We start from the raw sequence: 16,452 nt of genomic DNA on the forward strand, positions 1-16,452 counted from the left end.
GGGCATGGGCTTGCTCAACTTTATGTAAAAAAATACTTCCCCGAAGAAGCCAAACGACGCATGAAAGAATTGGTGAAAAATTTGAAAACAGCTTTTGAAAATAGAATCACTAACCTCGATTGGATGAGCGATTCGACTAAAACGAAAGCCAAAGAAAAACTCTACGCATTCACCGAAAAAATTGGTTATCCTGACAAATGGAGAGATTATTCACAAGTTGTTATCAATCGTGGAACTTACTTTGAGAATCGACTGGCTACGAGTAAAAATGATTTTGTCTATGGAATTTCAAAAATAGGTCAGCCAGTTGACCGCACCGAATGGGGAACAACTCCACCAACGGTTACGGCTTACAACAATCCACCACTGAATGAGATTGTCTTTCCTGCGGGAATTTTACAGCCACCGTATTTCGATATGAATGCCGATGATGCCCTCAATTATGGTGGAATCGGAATGGTAATTGGCCATGAAATTACGCACTCGTTTGATGACCAAGGAGCTTTGTATGATAAACAAGGTAACGTAAAAAACTGGTGGAAAGCCGATGATTTCAAGAAATTCAAGGCTAAAACTCAACTCGTGATTGAGCAGTACAACAAATTTACGGTACTTGATTCGATGCACGTTAAAGGAGCATTAACCGTTGGAGAAAACACAGCCGATATTGCAGGAATTGCCATTGCTTACGATGCTTTCAAACTAACCGAACAAGCCAAAAAAGGAGAAAAAATTGATGGTTTCACGCCCGAACAACGCTTTTTCATTTCAATTGCTCGCATCTGGCGTGTAAAGACCAAAGATGCTTACATGCGTACGTATGTAAACACTAACCCACACTCACCAGCTATGTGGCGTGTGAATGGTCCATTGATGAACTTTACGCCATTCTACAAAGCATTTGATGTAAAACCTGGTGATAAAATGTACAAACCCGAAAGCGAACGCATTACGGTTTGGTAAGAGTTTCGTTGTTGTGTAAAGAAAAATGCCTCTGCCAAACAGTTAGCAGAGGCATTTTTGTATATATTTCTCATTCAAGCATTCAAAAACCATTCGATAAAAATCGGGGTGTGATTGCCATGTTTGGCCAGAAACATATTTTCCATCTCTTACAGCTTCGTCTTTTCCTACAAAATTTCCGCCACAGGCTTCTACTTCAAATCTTACATTTTCATAGCACGTAATAGTTTTATTTTTAACCAAACCTGCGGCTGTGAGAATCTGAATTCCATGACAAATCGAGAAAACAAACTTATCAGTTTTATCAAATTCTCTTACAATTTCGATTACTTTTTCGTTGTGTCGCAGAAATTCGGGGGCTCTTCCTCCCAAAATCAAAACTGCAATATAATCTTCCACTTTTACATCAGCAAAAGCAATATTCGCCTCTACGATATAGCCCGGTTTTTCGATGTAGGTATCCCAACCTGGTTCAAAATCATGGATAACCAAATTAAGTCTTTTTACACTCGGTGCAGCAATAACTGCCTCGTAACCAGCTTCTTCAAAGCGGTGTTTTCCGTATAAACATTCGTAGCCTTCACCAGCATCGCCAGTGATAATCAAAATTTTTTCTTTCATTGTGTAATATAAGGTTGAATAAAAAACAAATATAAATACATTCTATGTAAGACCCCATGAATTACAGAAATATACAAATTTTCTACCAAATCCAGTCAAATAATGCTATATTTGAAATTAAGAACAATGTTTAACAAATGAAAAAGATTGCCCCAATAGGTAGAATGAGTGTGGCAGGCAAAAGATTTAAGTCTGCCAAGCCAAACGAATTAAGTGCGTCCGATAAAAATTCTATCCGTAATAATATCAATACTCTTACCAAGCAACAATTGGCTTTTAGAATCGGAAAACCGCTCGAAGTGATTGAAAAGTTTATAAAAAAAGAGAAATTGGTTTCTACGCTCGATATACAAGTACCTAAAGAGCAACCTCAGTTGGTAGAAGTAGAACCAATAAAAGAGCTTCCGGTTATTGTTGATGCCCCTGCAAAATCCGATGTAACGGTGTCGGCTGCAAAAACTAAAGAGAGAAAGAAAAGTGCTATTGCAGCCAGAAAGATTGATTTCATTTTAAAAAATTATAAGCAACACACTGCCATTGAAATGTCCAAAATGTTGAATACCTCTATCACTTCGGTTAGGTATCATCTTAAATGTTTGAACATAAAATCTATTAAACCAACCTTGCCTACACCGTCGCACTTAATAGAGCGACAAAAGTTTATCAAGGAAAATTATAAAAAATACACAGTAAAAGAGTTTGCCCAAAAGCTCAATTGTAGCAGCGATGTTATCAGAATTGCCTTCCACAGGCTCAACATTAAACCTCTCAGAAAACCACTAAGTGAAGCAATTCCTCAAGAAACAATAAACTTCTTAGAAGCCAACTATCGCACAATGACCGCCCGAGAAATGAGTAATATTTTGGGTAATCTAAGCTGGACTCAAGTAAAATATCTTTGCGAAAAACATGGCTTTTTAAAAACTCCCGAAGAAACAGAGGCTATCAGAAATCGTTGGAATAGAAGTGAGTTTACAGCCAGTGAAGAGAAATACATTCTCAAAAATTATGGAAAGATTTCATTTTCAGAAATTGCCCAAAATCTCAAACGAACTCGCTCTTCGGTTGTTAAGTTTGCATCGAGAAAAGGATTGAAAATCACCAAAGAACAGCACAACGCCCTCAATAAAAAGAATTTTGAGAGAGCTCGTGAAATGATGAAAGCCAAACTGGAAACAGAAGCAGCAGAAAAGAAATAGTTTTTAAAAAATCAGTCAAAACCCATCTGTTTTATCGAAATATTTTAGAAATTGAATTTCTATTCAACCTTAACAAAATATTACAAATAAACAGATGGAAATTCTTGAGTTTTTGTACCAAGAAATAATCAGTTTCTTGGGGCTTCGTGGTACTTTAGAGATTCTTAAATCGGGCGATTTTAGTAAATTTCTTACTTTCGATGGTATCCTTACTGGCATTAGTCCAATTTTACCGCTACTGCTCGTTCTTGAACTTATCAGCGGTATCGTTCAGAAAAATCCACACACCAAAGTCTATAAAATGACTTTCCTGATTTATATCCTCAATCGTTTTATTGGTCGATTTATTTCAATCGGAGCTATTTCATTTCTGATTGCTACGCTCCAACCTTATGCCCCTTTCCAAACCACTTTTACTTGGTATTGGCTCATTTATGGCTATATTGTTTGGGAGTTTTCGCATTTTGTCTATCATTTCTTGGGCCATAAAGTTCGTTTGTTTTGGTGTTTGCATTCCACCCATCACACGCCCGAAAACATGAATCTGTCGGTTTCGCACGCTCATTTTTTTCTCGAAGGCCCCTATGCTGATGTTATCCGTGGGTCGATTTGTATCATTTTGGGCATTCATCCTGCATTGTTGTTTTTCATTATGTTTATTGATGGTACTTACGGAATGTTTATTCACGTAGGTGAAAATCTTATGAAAAGCGGCAAAATGGGTTTCTTGAATCATATCATTCTTACGCCATCGCACCACCGAGTGCATCACGCTCGCAACCCGCTTTATATGGATACCAATTTTTGTAATCTATTAAATATTTGGGATAAAGTTTTCGGTACGTATCAACTCGAAAAAGATGAAATAAAACTCGAATACGGCATTACTCGACCGATGGATTCTGGCAATCTTTGGGATGTCTATTTCGGTGAGTTCATCGCACTTTTCAAAGATGTTTGGGCGGCTCCTACCCTCAAAGATAAAATTCTATATATTTTTATGCCTCCAGGTTGGCATCATTCGGGCGACCACAAAACCGCTACCGTTGTCAGAAACGAATATTTAGCAAGCCACAAGACCACTTGATAAAATCAGGTGTTTTTACGCTAAGAAAATACAAGAATTTTGCCTTAATTGAGGCAAAATTCTATCGTCATGGACTTATTCAAAACTACTCGACTTCCAGCAGGGCAAGCGGGAGCCGATGCCCTCAAAAACTTCATTGCTACGCAGCCATTTGTCATGATGGTGATGGCAGGAAACGACCCAGATTCTGAAACAATGGCAGGCATAGCCGATGTGATTGCGGGCGGAAATATTGCCGAAAATCACCGTCGAGTCTTATGGGCTGATACACCGCCCTACGAGCCAATCATTGATTTGCTGAAAACGTTTCCTGCCAAACCATTGGTAATCAATAAATTCGATGAGGGAGCAACTTTCAAAGCTGTTTTCATTTCCCTGAGTGGGGTTATCTGCGATGGCATCACGGCCGAAGACGAACTCAACAAAGCCAAAATAGCTATCGGGTTTATTCGGGCAGAAGCTGACCGCACCGTTCGCCCCGACCGTATGTCGCCGCTTTCGGCTGGTTTAAATTAATTCTTCAAAAACTCCGAATAACATCTCGATAGCCATGAAAAAACTTTTCCTCTTCTTATTTTTAATTTCGTCCGTTGCCAATGCCCAAATTTTAAATTGGACAGAAAAAGACGACGATGGCGGCTCAGCAACCGAAAAAAGAGTTGTTGACATCAACAGCGATATTCAGATAAAAATCAATTCTGATTCATTGGCTCGTCGTATGCGTTCAAAAACGCAACTTCCGAAGAGTTTTTGGGATAAAGTCAATAAACTCAGCATTGCTCTCAGCAAACGCAAAGAATCCTTGGATAAAATCAAGGAATCGAACAAAAACTTCAAAAACCTAACGAATAATACGGGTTCGTTTGCCGTTTATGCCAAATCAATTGCCGATGCAGCCGAAGCCCCTAACGCCATTTTAGATACCGCTCCCGAAATTGCCGACGATTTCGATGATAAACTTAATAATCTTCCACTCAATGAACTCGCCACAAAAAGTGGGCAATACGGAGCTTTGTTTGATGCGGCCCAAAGTTTATCTGAAGATTTAAGAAAAATCATCAAAGACTCCATCAGTAATCAAAAGATTTTGGTGCAACTCGGAGCTTGGATAGTAACCAAACAAGGACAAACGCCCATTCATTTGGCAGGTTTTGATTCACTCCAAAAAGGCGATAGATATGAGGTAGAAAGATTTAATTTTCAGTTGAGCGACGCCCAACAGCAACAACTCAAAACGTTCTCAGATTTAATCAACGATACGAATCAAAGTGGAAAAATCACAAATCAGGAAGTGATGCAGCTCGTGACGGATGTTTTTCAGAATACAGCTACTTTCAAATCTTTGGCGAGTTTGCGAGATTTTGCTAAAAATCTGGTCGATAAATACAAAACTCAAGCCCCCGAAGTTATCGCACAGGTTCGTCCAGTTTTTATAGATTTACAAAACTACGCTAATAGCTTGAAAGCTTTGGGCGAAAAATACAAGAATCCAACTTCGGCTCAAGGCATGAGTTCACAGCAATTTTTACTACAAACCCAAAGCGATTTGAGCAATCTTTATAATACCACCAACCGATTGATTGTTGATACCCTCAAAAACAAGTACATCCCTTTAGTTCAGAAACTTACCAATCAAGCCGTAGGCGAAATAAAAACCGATTTAACTGCCCTACAAACACAACTCAACGGCGTTGTGACGGGCATCAATAGCGATTTAGACAACCTCAACGCAGCCAAAAACGAATTGATTGGCTTTTTTAAAGGAAGTAGTTTTGATGAAAGTACGCTACAATTTTCAGATTTAAATACAAAACTGGCCTTTAATGCACTGCCACAAGAAACCGAATTTTCGCTGAAAGACACTGGTTTTCGCCAAGAAGGAGATTTTGTGATTATTAAAATTGGTACGAGTACGGGGCAAAACCCAACTCAAACGCTCGAAACCGACCGCATTTATTTGTTTAAAGTACTTCCGAGTGTACATACAACCGTAGGTGTGATTTTCGCCGACCCACAATCACAGACTTTGCCTATCAAAACCGTTTTTCAACCAGCCGCTTCTTATAGTTTTATCATGACTGGCCTCTTCGACAAAAAACTTCGCCGAAAATCAGTCAGTTATAATAAATACTTTGATCTTGGCTGGGGACTAAACTTCGCATCGATGGATTTTAATAAAGATGATGTGCCCGAATTGGGCGTTGGACTTACGGTTTCGCTCTTTAAAGATTGGCTACAAGGCGGCATCGGCTACAACGTTCCGAACGATAAAAGATATTGGTTTTTCAGCGTAAAAATCCCTTTACCAACTTTCAGTTTTGGTAGTGTACAGACTGGTGGGAGCAACTAAAGTTTCACCAGTGGTATTACCTAAATTTTTTTAGTTTCAACAAAACAAACCTTCGCTTTTAGCAAACCCGAAGTCATAAAACTCTTAGTATTACTTTTTTATTATTTTTCGGTATAATTTCTTGGAAATATTATTGCATTTATATTTATTCGCAATAGATAACAAAAGATTAGTCTTTTATGAAACCTTAAGCTTTTGTAGGCTAATTATATAACTTTCATTTGTTATCTACACGCTCAACCGTTTGTTAAACCCTGTTATTTTCTGTGAACCTTATGACTCGCTGTTATTACCCCAACGTAAGAGGTATTTTCATACCTTCTGTACATATCTCTGTATATCATCTAATACAAACAAACACCTCCAAATACCAGTTTGAAAATGCCTCTTAAAATAAGCTTATAATAGTATTCATAAGCCTGTCTTAAAACGAGGTTTGAGCCTCGCAAAAATTTCAAGCTAAATTCATCTCCCCAAAAGGAAGCCCTATAATTCATTCAATATTGCTATTGAAGGAGAAATCCCTTTGTGTTTTTTTCGGCAAAGTTCACTTCCAATATTGGTTAAACTGAGTACATCCGTTGCTATATTCTCAGTCATTTTCATTTGCCAACTCCACCCAAAATCAAAACTGCAAGTTCTTATTAATAAATTTTTCACCCATAATTATTTAAATTTTATCTGTTGTATGAACCTAAAAGAAATCAAAATTGAAGAGTTGTACGAAAAGCATGGTATTCCATTGCATGATGCCCAAGTTTTTCAAAAGGTTGCTAAAGAGCAAAGAGCCGTAATCATGACACGCACACCCGGCCTAGCCTGCGGGATGTTACTTGAACAAGGCTATGATGCCAAAAGTTTTTGGGTAAAATCAAAGTCATGTAGTTGGGGGCCAATGGCAGGCTTTGTTTGCTTAGACCCCATGCTAAATAAAAGTATGATTAAGGGGGCATTAGACAATATGGCTTATGCTACTCATTCTCTAACAGAAGTATATGAAAATGTTAAGACGGAGGTAGAAGCTGAATACTATGATGAAAAAATCAAATATGATTACAAAGAGGGTAAATCTTCAGATACTATTCAGATACGAATCTACGCTGAAAGAGTAAATTGGATTTTGGCAAATAAGGATAAATTAAAAAATGGAACTTCGTCAAGCTATGAGGAGGTGTTTGATGAAGATGGAAAATCAGTAGGATGGCTTTATAAGTTTCAAGACTACGAAATCCTAATAAAAAAGTCGGACAACAGTGATAATCCCAAATATTATGATTTATACTATGATGTGAAGAAACTATATGGGATAAGTGAAAACTCAACTAATGATATTTATAAAGATTTGTGCGAAAGCTTTGAAAAAAAAATATTAGATTTTATTAAGGATGACTTTGACGAGAAAACAAAGAAAATTGAAGAATCTAATGAATTGGAGTCTGAAAAAATAAAAAAAAGAGCTAAACTTCAAGATGATAGAGAAAAGGCATTAGATAAATTGAAAAACAACAATGCTAAGTTTTGGGGCACACTTAGTATTCGAAATTATTTTAAAGATGTATATGATTTTCGAACATTTGCTAAAGGAAGATTTAAAAATTTCAAACGTCTTCGGGCTATGACAAATGCTCATAAACCATATAAGCTGGATGAAAATGCCCATTTAAATGCTCTAACTGGCGATTATGATTTGTTTGCTGTATGGCCATATACAATAAGTATAGAAAAGAAAGATAAAAATGGAAACGTCGTATTGGATGAGAATGGAAAAGTCATATTCGAATATGAATATGATGAAAACCTTGATGTAAGGGTTGCTGGAATGATGCAAAATTTAGACGATAAAGAACTAATCAAAAAAGAGGGAGAAGATGATATTGGAAAAGTTGTAGGAAATATAACCGACCGCGTCTATTTAATTGGGCAACTGATTAATTCAACTTTACCATTTGAAGAAATAAAAGTAATAGATGACCCCAATTCTAACGACCCTAAAAAAGAGTTTAAGATTGAAGTGACTAATAAACCTCTTAAAGATTATATTGGGAAAAGTTCCAAGTTAGAAGCAAATAGAGTGTATCATAGCGACGAAGCAGGCAGACCCTTTGTAAAATCCGTTGATTCGGCAGTAGGTTTTGGTCCAGATGGAGAAGTATTTGAAATAACAGCAAAAAACGCTGTTAATGATTTATCGAATGCCATCGTATATTTTCATCATAAAGGTTACAAATGTTTTGTCAATAAAGGTTGGAAAGGTCATTTAACTGAGACTGTCCAAGCCTATGTTAAAGACAATAAAAGTTTAGAAAAGCCTAATAAATTTAATAAATGATTTATGTGCTTTCAAGAAATATGTAGTACCCAAAATTATAATAGAAGACACCGAGTTTTCAGTTAAACACGGTACTTCTGTCAAAAAGTAAATAAAATGATTGTTAGGTCACTACATACCTTAATCGGTTGAATAATTCTTGTAACAAATCAATTTTCAAGACAAGAAAAAATGATGCAAACCCAAAAGAATTCTTCAAATAAAAAAACCAACGCTAAAACCTCTGCAAAAGCAAAGAAGGTAGAGGAGGAAAGCCCCTTGAAAAAACAAGGTATTAAGGTTCAATTTGAAGACCTAAAAAAACAAGTTGAAAAATTCAAAATCGTTCCTGATAATACAAGGAACGATGATGAAACCTCTACAACCAATCCTCAAACATCAATATCTTTTGATAAAAATGAAGTTTTGGAAGTAGCAAAAGAACCTAAAATAGAAGATATAACTATGAAAGATTTAAATAAAAATACGGATACAAAAGAGAATCTTCAAGCAAATACAGGAAGCAGCGAAGTAAAACCCCTAATCTTAGATGATGATGACGAATATGATGTAATAACCGTTAAAGCGAATCAGCCTATTCAAGAAAGTAAAGTAAAGCCCCTAATCTTAGATGATGATGACGAATATGATATAATAACTGTCAGAGTGAATCAGCCTGTTCAAGTTACTACTAATGAAACAAAGATGGTATCAACCAATGAAAAAACTCCAATTCAAACGAACAGTGGCGAAACAAAAGCCGTAATTGTGCATGAAAAACAACCAATTCAGACTAATGATACCAATAGGGATATTATCATTGGTGGTGGTGCAAAAGGAGAAAGCCAAGACAGAGAAGTGCACATAAAAACCCACGACGAAAAAAAGAAAGAACTCTCTAATGAAACTGAGCTTATTGATGCGGAAACCAAACGCGTAAATTCAATTGAAGCTCAAAAACAGGCAAAAAGAGCAGCCATTAAAAATCTATTTGAAGCAACTGGTGGTAATATTCCCAAATTGTTCGATGAGGTAAACACAGAATTGAAAGCTCTCATGAAAGTGGGTTCAGGACTTAAAATGGATCCTGTAAATTTCTCTTCTGAATTAGATGCTTACCGAATCCCAAATTTTGCCAGCTCTTATCAATTAGACCCAACCAAAGACTTCTACGGCATGGGAATCGCCGAGCAAGACTTGCTTTTCGAACGTGTGGGCTTATTTAAAGGTATAGTTGTTGATTACAACAGAGAGAACGCCATCGAGCAGGGTTATCGAAATGCTGTTAAATTCGTGAATCGCCCGATAGATAATAATACTGAAAAGCCAGTTACCCAACAAAACCGAAGTAAACCCGTAAAAGTTTTTTCTAAAAAGCCTCGTTATTCTGGTTTTTTTGAATCCTCGATAGCCCTTGATGAATACCAACGGAAAAGCCAAGAAGCCGGCATAGTAAATTTAGGTTTTGGGCTATCAGCCAGCTACAGTAAGGGTTTTGTATCTGCGGCTGTCAAGGCTGGTTATGCCTACAACAAAGAGTCATTCAATGAAGTCAATACTAAAATTAAAAAAATTAGTATGATTGCCAGCTTCTACTTACCCAAGATTGAGTTATCGTTTGATACCCTACAACCTTGTGCAGCCGATGACTTGATTGAATATTTAGAAAGGGCTTTAGAAAAAGAGCAAGACACCTTTGCCTGCTTCAAACGCATCAATACTATTCTGTTGAGTTTCGGGCAATTCGTACCCACAAGTATGTTTATTGGGGCAAAGATTTACCACTCTAAAACCCACGAACTAAAGGCTACAGATATTATCAATGAGGTAGCAAGCAAGCACGAAGCACATTTTCAAGCCAGTGTCTCTACGGCAGTTTTTGAAGGGGGTATTGAAGCTAAAACGAGGATAGAAAATACCTCAAAAGACCGTGAACAAAGCAAATCAGAGAGAGAAAGTGTCGAATACAGAGCCATCGGAGGGGAAGGAGCTGTTATCTCCGACATGGGTAAATGGGTTGAATCTACTGCCGATGCCATGCGTTGGGGCTTAATTCGGTATGATGACCTCGTACCCGTAATTGACCTACTTCCTTATGACTTACAAGAACGTATTACGGATGTATTTGACCGAGTAGTTGCAGAATACAAAATCCAAGATATATTAAGCATAGGTGCACACTTTCTATTTCATAGAGGCTATTTTGAGCGTTTTGGCAGCAAAGCCCAACCAAAATTCTCTGTTATTAAAAACAGTTCAGGCCATAAACAAGTGCTATCTGTAAGAGTCGACGACGAATTAGATAACAATAAAGAAGTTATTATGTCTCAGTATGATGGTGCTGACGTTGGCGACGTTCAAGAATGGTATATTGCTAATTCAGGCAAGATTCACCTCAAAAATCATCCCGACTCTGATACTAACTATGTACTAAGTATTGATTCCACATCAAAACCACCAAAACTCGTCATTACGCAAGAAGATTCCTTCGACCATCAGCTATGGGATGTTCGCGGAGGTATGATGTATAACATTAGTGATGAGAGTTATGTAACCTTCAATGGAAGTCAAATAGCGATTGTAAAAAATAAAGATGAGGCAAAGAGTAACACGTGGTTATTTGTTTCAGAAAAAGCAATCAGTACACAGTCGCCATCGAGAAGGAAAAATGTTACTGAAAAGAAATCTGCATTAATGTTGTCAGAAGGTGGAGTCAGCGATATACTCGATAACAACTATTATCTACCGCTCAACGGAATGTTAAAATCAATAAATGGGGTTGCTCAATTGAATTTCACATCCGGTAAGATTGCTATTCTATGGGGAAAAGGAGCACAACAAAAGGAAATTTGGAGCCGTTCGATAGCCAACCCAGCAGCAGCCAAATTTGGGATTATTAACGGCACACTTGCCATTCTTGATGAAACAGATACTATTCTCGAAGAAATTGCTACCGATATTGTAGATATACGCCTAACAGATAGTGGAAACCTTGAAGGAATAAACATAGAATCAAGTATCGTTTATGAATCAGGTTCAATCGTTTATGCCTACATTCAGGCAGAGAGCAGTAGGTCAGTATTATCTATTATGCCATCTCAGAACGGAAATTATAAACAAATCACTTCTATGCCATACTTTGGTGGTGAGCATCAACTCTGGTACATCAATCGCAAGAATAATATCGTAAGCAAATACACTAATGGAATCAATAAATATGCACTAACAGAAATCATTGAACAACCTGTTTCTAATCCAGTATTTCCATTTAGTGCTACACAACAGCCAACTCAGAGTGGGGGGAGCAAAACTTCTTCTGTAGTATTAGATGTATTAAGTGCTGCCAATGCCAACGCTCAACAATGGGAAGGGCTTGCACCTAATAGAAAAGGGAACCTCTCAAGTAAGACTACCAAAAATATAGTAACGAAAGGTTTAGGGCCTAATGAACAATGGGTATTGACTTATGATGTAAATGCGAAACAAGAAGCAAATATGCCTTTGGTATCATATAGTAGTCAGAGAGACCTTGAATTTACAGAAATAATCTACCGAAATGAACTTTCGTATTTCTTCAAGGGTATAGACATTAAAGGTTATGATATAAGGGCAGTGCGTTTTGCAGGTGGTAAATCGGATGAGTATTGGGATGACCAGAGATATTATACCCTAAGACTTCAATTTATGGACAGCTATGGTAAAATCTATCAATCGAGTCAACGCGAAGACCCTAAAGCATTTTATTACGGCCTCACTCTTCCTGATTTGTCAGGAGCCGCTTACTTTCATGATGAAGACCAAAGCCTAAACCTAAATGTATCTCATGATTATAACAACAGAAAAGGTACTTTTACCTTCTCAACGGAAAAAAGAGGTTTTCCTGGGGGTAGTATATTTGTAAATCCTTATGGGTACGATAAAGAAGATATACTTCATTCTATCTCTAATGCTTGGGTAATTATACCACCCGACCACAAAGCTATTGGTGTAAGTTTCTGTCAAGTCTCAGCTAGCTTGGTAAGCCCTTGTTTAATTAGTGTAAAAAGATAAACAACCCAACGCCTCAAATCAAATAAAAATTTGGGGCGTTTTTTTGGTGCATTTATTGTTTGAAACTACACACATATGCATAAGAAGTAAAATAGCTGTTTTTTGTACAAATAAGACAAGAAAAACGTAATTTTGTCAGAATTTATCTATAAATAATACCAAAATCGCTAAAAAACTGGTTAAAATACCAGTCGTCATCAAAACACCGTATCAATGAAAATCATCACAGTAGCCCAACAAAAAGGTGGTGTAGGCAAAACCACATTATCGCTCAACATTGCTTCCTGCCTACAAAATGGCGGATTGAGAGTAGCCCTCCTTGATACCGACGTTCAGGGTAGCCTAACCGAAACCAGCCACACTTTTGAGGGAATCGACATTCTTCCACCACAAGAACTCCCTAACTTTGCATCGTTACCCTATGATTTTCTATTGATTGATACGCCCCCTTATCTAACAGACTCATTGGCTGATTTATTTAGTATCAGCGACTACGTGCTTGTGCCTACAACCATCGGAATCTATGATGTACTTGCCATGAAAGCTACTTTGAGCACCCTGCGAGAAGTTCAGAAAAAAAAGCCTCTATTGAAATACGGCGTCGTTATCAATCGATTACGAACCAATACAAATATGCTTAAAGAAAGTATGGATATTCTTGAGGGCTACAATGCCGTTGTATTAAAAACCCGAATCAGCGAACGCGTCAGCTACATCCGTTCGGCTATCACAAATGGAATTTTTGGAACAACCGACCCCAAAGCACAACAAGAAATTTATAGCTTGACCCTTGAAATAATTAACGAAATATAATTTTTCAATTTAGCAATTCTTATTCCACACAATTAATTCTAATCGCACTTTACGGCCATGTAAACTTGCAAGCATCATTCTACCTATTTGCTTAGGTACTAAAATACATTTACTTTAGGTCTAAAAACTACCAATTATTTGAGATTCAAACACTAACTTTGGGTTATTATCAATAAACAGCAAACTATTTTTAAATTTATTCCAATGAAAAAGCTTCTGATGTCTGCACTTTTTTGTGTGGGGCTACTCTCGGCCAATGCACAAATGAAAGCAGAAGACGTAAAAACATTCACACTCAAAAACGGCATGAAGTTTTTGGTGATTGAAGACAGTTCCATTCCTAACGCCAATATGTATTTGTTCTACCGAGTAGGTAGCCGCAACGAATACCAAGGCATTACTGGTCTTTCGCACTTTTTTGAACACATGATGTTCAATGGGGCGAAAAAGTACGGCCCAAAAATGTTTGACCGCACCATGGAGTTCAATGGTGGAGCAAACAACGCTTATACCACCGAAAACGTAACGGTTTACACCAACTGGTTTCCATCATCAGCCACCGAAGTGATTTTCGACTTGGAGGGCGACCGCATCGCAACACTAAGTATCGACCCGAAAATGGTTGAGAGTGAAAGAGGTGTAGTTTTGAGCGAGCGTAGCACAGGCCTCGAAAACTCCAAGTGGGAATTGCTTTCGCAAACCGTTCAAGGCACGGCTTTTCACGAACATCCCTATCATTGGCCAGTAATTGGTTATGAAGATGACATGAAAAACTGGAAACAGTCGGATTTGGAGCGTTATTTCAAAACTTATTATGCTCCAAACAACTGCGTAACTGTCATTTCAGGAAATGTAAAATTTGATGAAATAAAACGCTTAGCCGAAAAATACATCGAGCCGATTCCTGCCCAGCCCGAGCCGCCAAAAGTAATGATTGTTGAGCCTCCGCAAACTGGCGAACGCCGTGTTTGGGTGCAAAAAGATGTTTCTACGCCAGCCTTGATGATTGCCTACAAAGTGCCAGAATCAAAAAACGAAGATTATTATGCACTAACCATTTTGAGCGATATTCTAAGTAGCGGAAAATCTTCTCGTCTATATAGCTCTTTGGTTGATAAAAAGCAGATTGCTACGCAAGTTTTCACCAACTATGGCGAAAGTTTCGACCCAACTCTCTTTAATTTTTATGCTGTTGCGGCCGATAAAGTCAACGAGAATGATTTAGAAAAGGCGATTTATGAAGAAATAGAGAAGATTAAAACCGAAGGTATTACTGAAAAAGAATTGCAGAAAATCAAGAATCAGAAATTGATGGAATTCTATGGTCAAATCGAGACCATTAATGGAAAATCAAATAATATCGGCACCTATGAAGTTTTCTTTGGCGACTACAAAAAAATGTTTGATGCACCAGCCGCTTTCAATAAAGTAACGGTTGATGACATCAAAAATGTAGCTAAAAAATATTTCAAGAAAACCACTCGCACAGTAGGTATTCTGAAAGCAAACACCGAAGAATAAGGTAGTTATTGCCTGTGAGGACACAGGCAATAACCGAAATATTTTATTTTTTTTGCGTAAAAAACTAACAATGAACGCTTTACTGTAGACTACCGACCATTGACGGTGGACTACTTATTCTCAAATCTCTTGTCTAAAATCATGTCTAAATATATCAAAATATTCTTCAATGCAGCTTTGGCGATATGCCTAAGTAGCAGCCTAATTTCGGCACAAAATTATCAGTTGCCCAAATATCAAAAATTCAAATTACCCAATGGCCTGACCGTCTATTTGATGGAACAAAAAGAAGTGCCAGTTATTAGTGTTTCAGTAGTTTTACCAGCAGGAGCCATCTATGACGGCACAAAAGCAGGATTAGCTTCTTTGACAGCAACTGCCCTAAAACACGGCACAAAAAGCTACACAAAAGCCCAACTCGACGAAGAACTTGACTTCATAGGAGCAAATGTAAGCACTTATGCTTCAAAAGAATCGGCAAGTTTATCGGCCAAATTTGCAACCAAAGACAAAGAAAAAGTACTGGGTATCATCAAAGAAATTTTGCTCGAACCAGCTTTCGATAATGCCGAATTTGAAAAAGAAAAGAAACGTTTACTCTCAAATCTTGACCAACAGAAAGAAAGTCCACGTTCGGTTTTGCCCGCTTATTTCGATAAATTTATGTACGGAAATCACGTATATGGCAATATCATTCAAGGCAAAAAATCGACGGTTAGTCCACTAACAGTTGAAGATATAAAAACTTTCTACAAAGAAAATTACCTCCCCGAAGCCTCAGCCATTGCAGTAGTTGGTGATTTCAATAGTGCAGAAATGAAAAATACTTTAACAGCCTTATTGGGTTCGTGGAAAAAAGGTACAAAAGCACAAGAAAACTTAGCAGCGAAGCCAATCGCAAAGCCAACTGGAAACCGTGTTTTGCTTATCAATAAAGATGATGCTCGTGAAACAACTTTCAATATCGGAGCCGCAGGAATTAGTAGAAATAACCCCGATTACGTAGCAATTGACGTTATAAATACGCTTTTTGGCGGCAGATTTACCTCAATGCTCAACGATGAACTTCGTGTAAATACTGGTCTAACTTACGGAGCCAATAGCCGTTTCAGTCCATTAAAAACTGGTGGAACGTTTGCTATTTCAACTTTCACGGCAAATAAAACTACCGAGGCCGCCATCGATAAAGCCTTGGAAGTGCTGGATAAACTTCACAAAAACGGCATTGATGAAAACGCTCTCGCTTCGGCCAAAAACTACGTGAAAGGACAATTTCCGCCACGCTACGAAACCGCAGGACAATTATCGGGTTTATTGACTCAAATGTTTTGGTACAATTTCGATGAGTCTTTCATCAATAATTTCGAGAAAAACGTTGATGGACTTACACTTGAGAAAGCAAAATCAATCATTGATACTTATTTTCCGAAAGATAAATTGCAGTTTGTATTGGTAGGAAAATCGGCCGAGATTAAGAAGATTGCCGAAAAATACGGCCCAGTAACTGAGGTGCAAATTAAAGACGAGATTAAGGATTGAA

The 16,452-nt window shown here is 37.6% G+C and carries 11 protein-coding genes; 10 read left to right on the plus strand and 1 reads right to left on the minus strand.

The features are described 5' to 3' along the window. Positions 1–963 (plus strand): M13-type metalloendopeptidase (locus ACOVO2_RS08850; protein WP_421769611.1); only part of this gene is annotated, 963 nt, incomplete at its 5' end. A gap of 42 nt (positions 964–1,005) precedes the next feature. Here ACOVO2_RS08850 and ACOVO2_RS08855 read toward each other — a convergent pair. After that, a complete protein-coding gene (locus tag ACOVO2_RS08855; RefSeq protein ID WP_421769612.1) occupies positions 1,006–1,584 on the minus strand; it encodes a DJ-1/PfpI family protein in 579 nt (192 codons plus the stop codon). 137 nt (positions 1,585–1,721) lie between these two features. Between ACOVO2_RS08855 and ACOVO2_RS08860 the strand changes: the two genes are divergently transcribed. The 9 genes from ACOVO2_RS08860 (at position 1,722) to ACOVO2_RS08900 (ending at position 16,451) form a co-directional block, all read left to right on the plus strand. Beyond that, the gene (locus ACOVO2_RS08860; protein WP_421769613.1) at positions 1,722–2,783 is read left to right on the plus strand and encodes a hypothetical protein; all 1,062 of its coding nucleotides are present in this window, start codon (positions 1,722–1,724) and stop codon (positions 2,781–2,783) included. Positions 2,784–2,877: 94 nt separating this feature from the next. Continuing rightward, positions 2,878–3,870 carry a sterol desaturase family protein gene (locus ACOVO2_RS08865; protein WP_421769614.1) on the plus strand — a complete coding sequence of 331 codons (993 nt, stop codon included), beginning with the start codon at positions 2,878–2,880 and terminating at the stop codon, positions 3,868–3,870. 69 nt (positions 3,871–3,939) lie between these two features. Continuing rightward, positions 3,940–4,386 (plus strand): hypothetical protein, encoded by a 447-nt coding sequence (locus tag ACOVO2_RS08870; RefSeq protein WP_421769615.1) that lies wholly within the window; start codon positions 3,940–3,942, stop codon positions 4,384–4,386. Positions 4,387–4,420: 34 nt separating this feature from the next. Then, on the plus strand, positions 4,421–6,220 hold the full coding sequence (locus tag ACOVO2_RS08875) for a hypothetical protein (RefSeq protein WP_421769616.1): 1,800 nt from the start codon (positions 4,421–4,423) through the stop codon (positions 6,218–6,220). Between the two features lie 688 nt (positions 6,221–6,908). Then, on the plus strand, positions 6,909–8,549 hold the full coding sequence (locus ACOVO2_RS08880) for an anthrax toxin-like adenylyl cyclase domain-containing protein (protein WP_421769617.1): 1,641 nt from the start codon (positions 6,909–6,911) through the stop codon (positions 8,547–8,549). Between the two features lie 171 nt (positions 8,550–8,720). Beyond that, positions 8,721–12,578 carry a hypothetical protein gene (locus ACOVO2_RS08885; protein WP_421769618.1) on the plus strand — a complete coding sequence of 1,286 codons (3,858 nt, stop codon included), beginning with the start codon at positions 8,721–8,723 and terminating at the stop codon, positions 12,576–12,578. Between the two features lie 213 nt (positions 12,579–12,791). Next, positions 12,792–13,391 (plus strand): AAA family ATPase, encoded by a 600-nt coding sequence (locus ACOVO2_RS08890; RefSeq protein ID WP_421769619.1) that lies wholly within the window; start codon positions 12,792–12,794, stop codon positions 13,389–13,391. Positions 13,392–13,595: 204 nt separating this feature from the next. Further along, positions 13,596–14,912 (plus strand): M16 family metallopeptidase, encoded by a 1,317-nt coding sequence (locus tag ACOVO2_RS08895; protein ID WP_421769620.1) that lies wholly within the window; start codon positions 13,596–13,598, stop codon positions 14,910–14,912. A 141-nt stretch (positions 14,913–15,053) separates the two neighbouring features. Next, the gene (locus ACOVO2_RS08900; protein WP_421769621.1) at positions 15,054–16,451 is read left to right on the plus strand and encodes a M16 family metallopeptidase; all 1,398 of its coding nucleotides are present in this window, start codon (positions 15,054–15,056) and stop codon (positions 16,449–16,451) included. The last annotated feature ends 1 nt before the right edge of the window (position 16,452 follow it).

The organism is Emticicia sp. (assembly GCF_049241225.1).
Classification (GTDB): Bacteria; Bacteroidota; Bacteroidia; order Cytophagales; family Spirosomataceae; genus Emticicia.

Excerpts from the sequence above, each read along its gene's own strand:
- ACOVO2_RS08865 (WP_421769614.1), top strand. The coding sequence starts at position 2,878 with ATGGAAATTCTTGAGTTTTTGTACCAAGAAATAATCAGTTTCTTGGGG.
- ACOVO2_RS08860 (WP_421769613.1), top strand. The coding sequence starts at position 1,722 with ATGAAAAAGATTGCCCCAATAGGTAGAATGAGTGTGGCAGGCAAAAGA.
- ACOVO2_RS08885 (WP_421769618.1), top strand. The coding sequence starts at position 8,721 with ATGATGCAAACCCAAAAGAATTCTTCAAATAAAAAAACCAACGCTAAA.
- ACOVO2_RS08880 (WP_421769617.1), top strand. The coding sequence starts at position 6,909 with ATGAACCTAAAAGAAATCAAAATTGAAGAGTTGTACGAAAAGCATGGT.
- ACOVO2_RS08900 (WP_421769621.1), top strand. The coding sequence starts at position 15,054 with ATGTCTAAATATATCAAAATATTCTTCAATGCAGCTTTGGCGATATGC.
- ACOVO2_RS08855 (WP_421769612.1), bottom strand. The coding sequence starts at position 1,584 with ATGAAAGAAAAAATTTTGATTATCACTGGCGATGCTGGTGAAGGCTAC.
- ACOVO2_RS08870 (WP_421769615.1), top strand. The coding sequence starts at position 3,940 with ATGGACTTATTCAAAACTACTCGACTTCCAGCAGGGCAAGCGGGAGCC.
- ACOVO2_RS08895 (WP_421769620.1), top strand. The coding sequence starts at position 13,596 with ATGAAAAAGCTTCTGATGTCTGCACTTTTTTGTGTGGGGCTACTCTCG.
- ACOVO2_RS08890 (WP_421769619.1), top strand. The coding sequence starts at position 12,792 with ATGAAAATCATCACAGTAGCCCAACAAAAAGGTGGTGTAGGCAAAACC.
- ACOVO2_RS08875 (WP_421769616.1), top strand. The coding sequence starts at position 4,421 with ATGAAAAAACTTTTCCTCTTCTTATTTTTAATTTCGTCCGTTGCCAAT.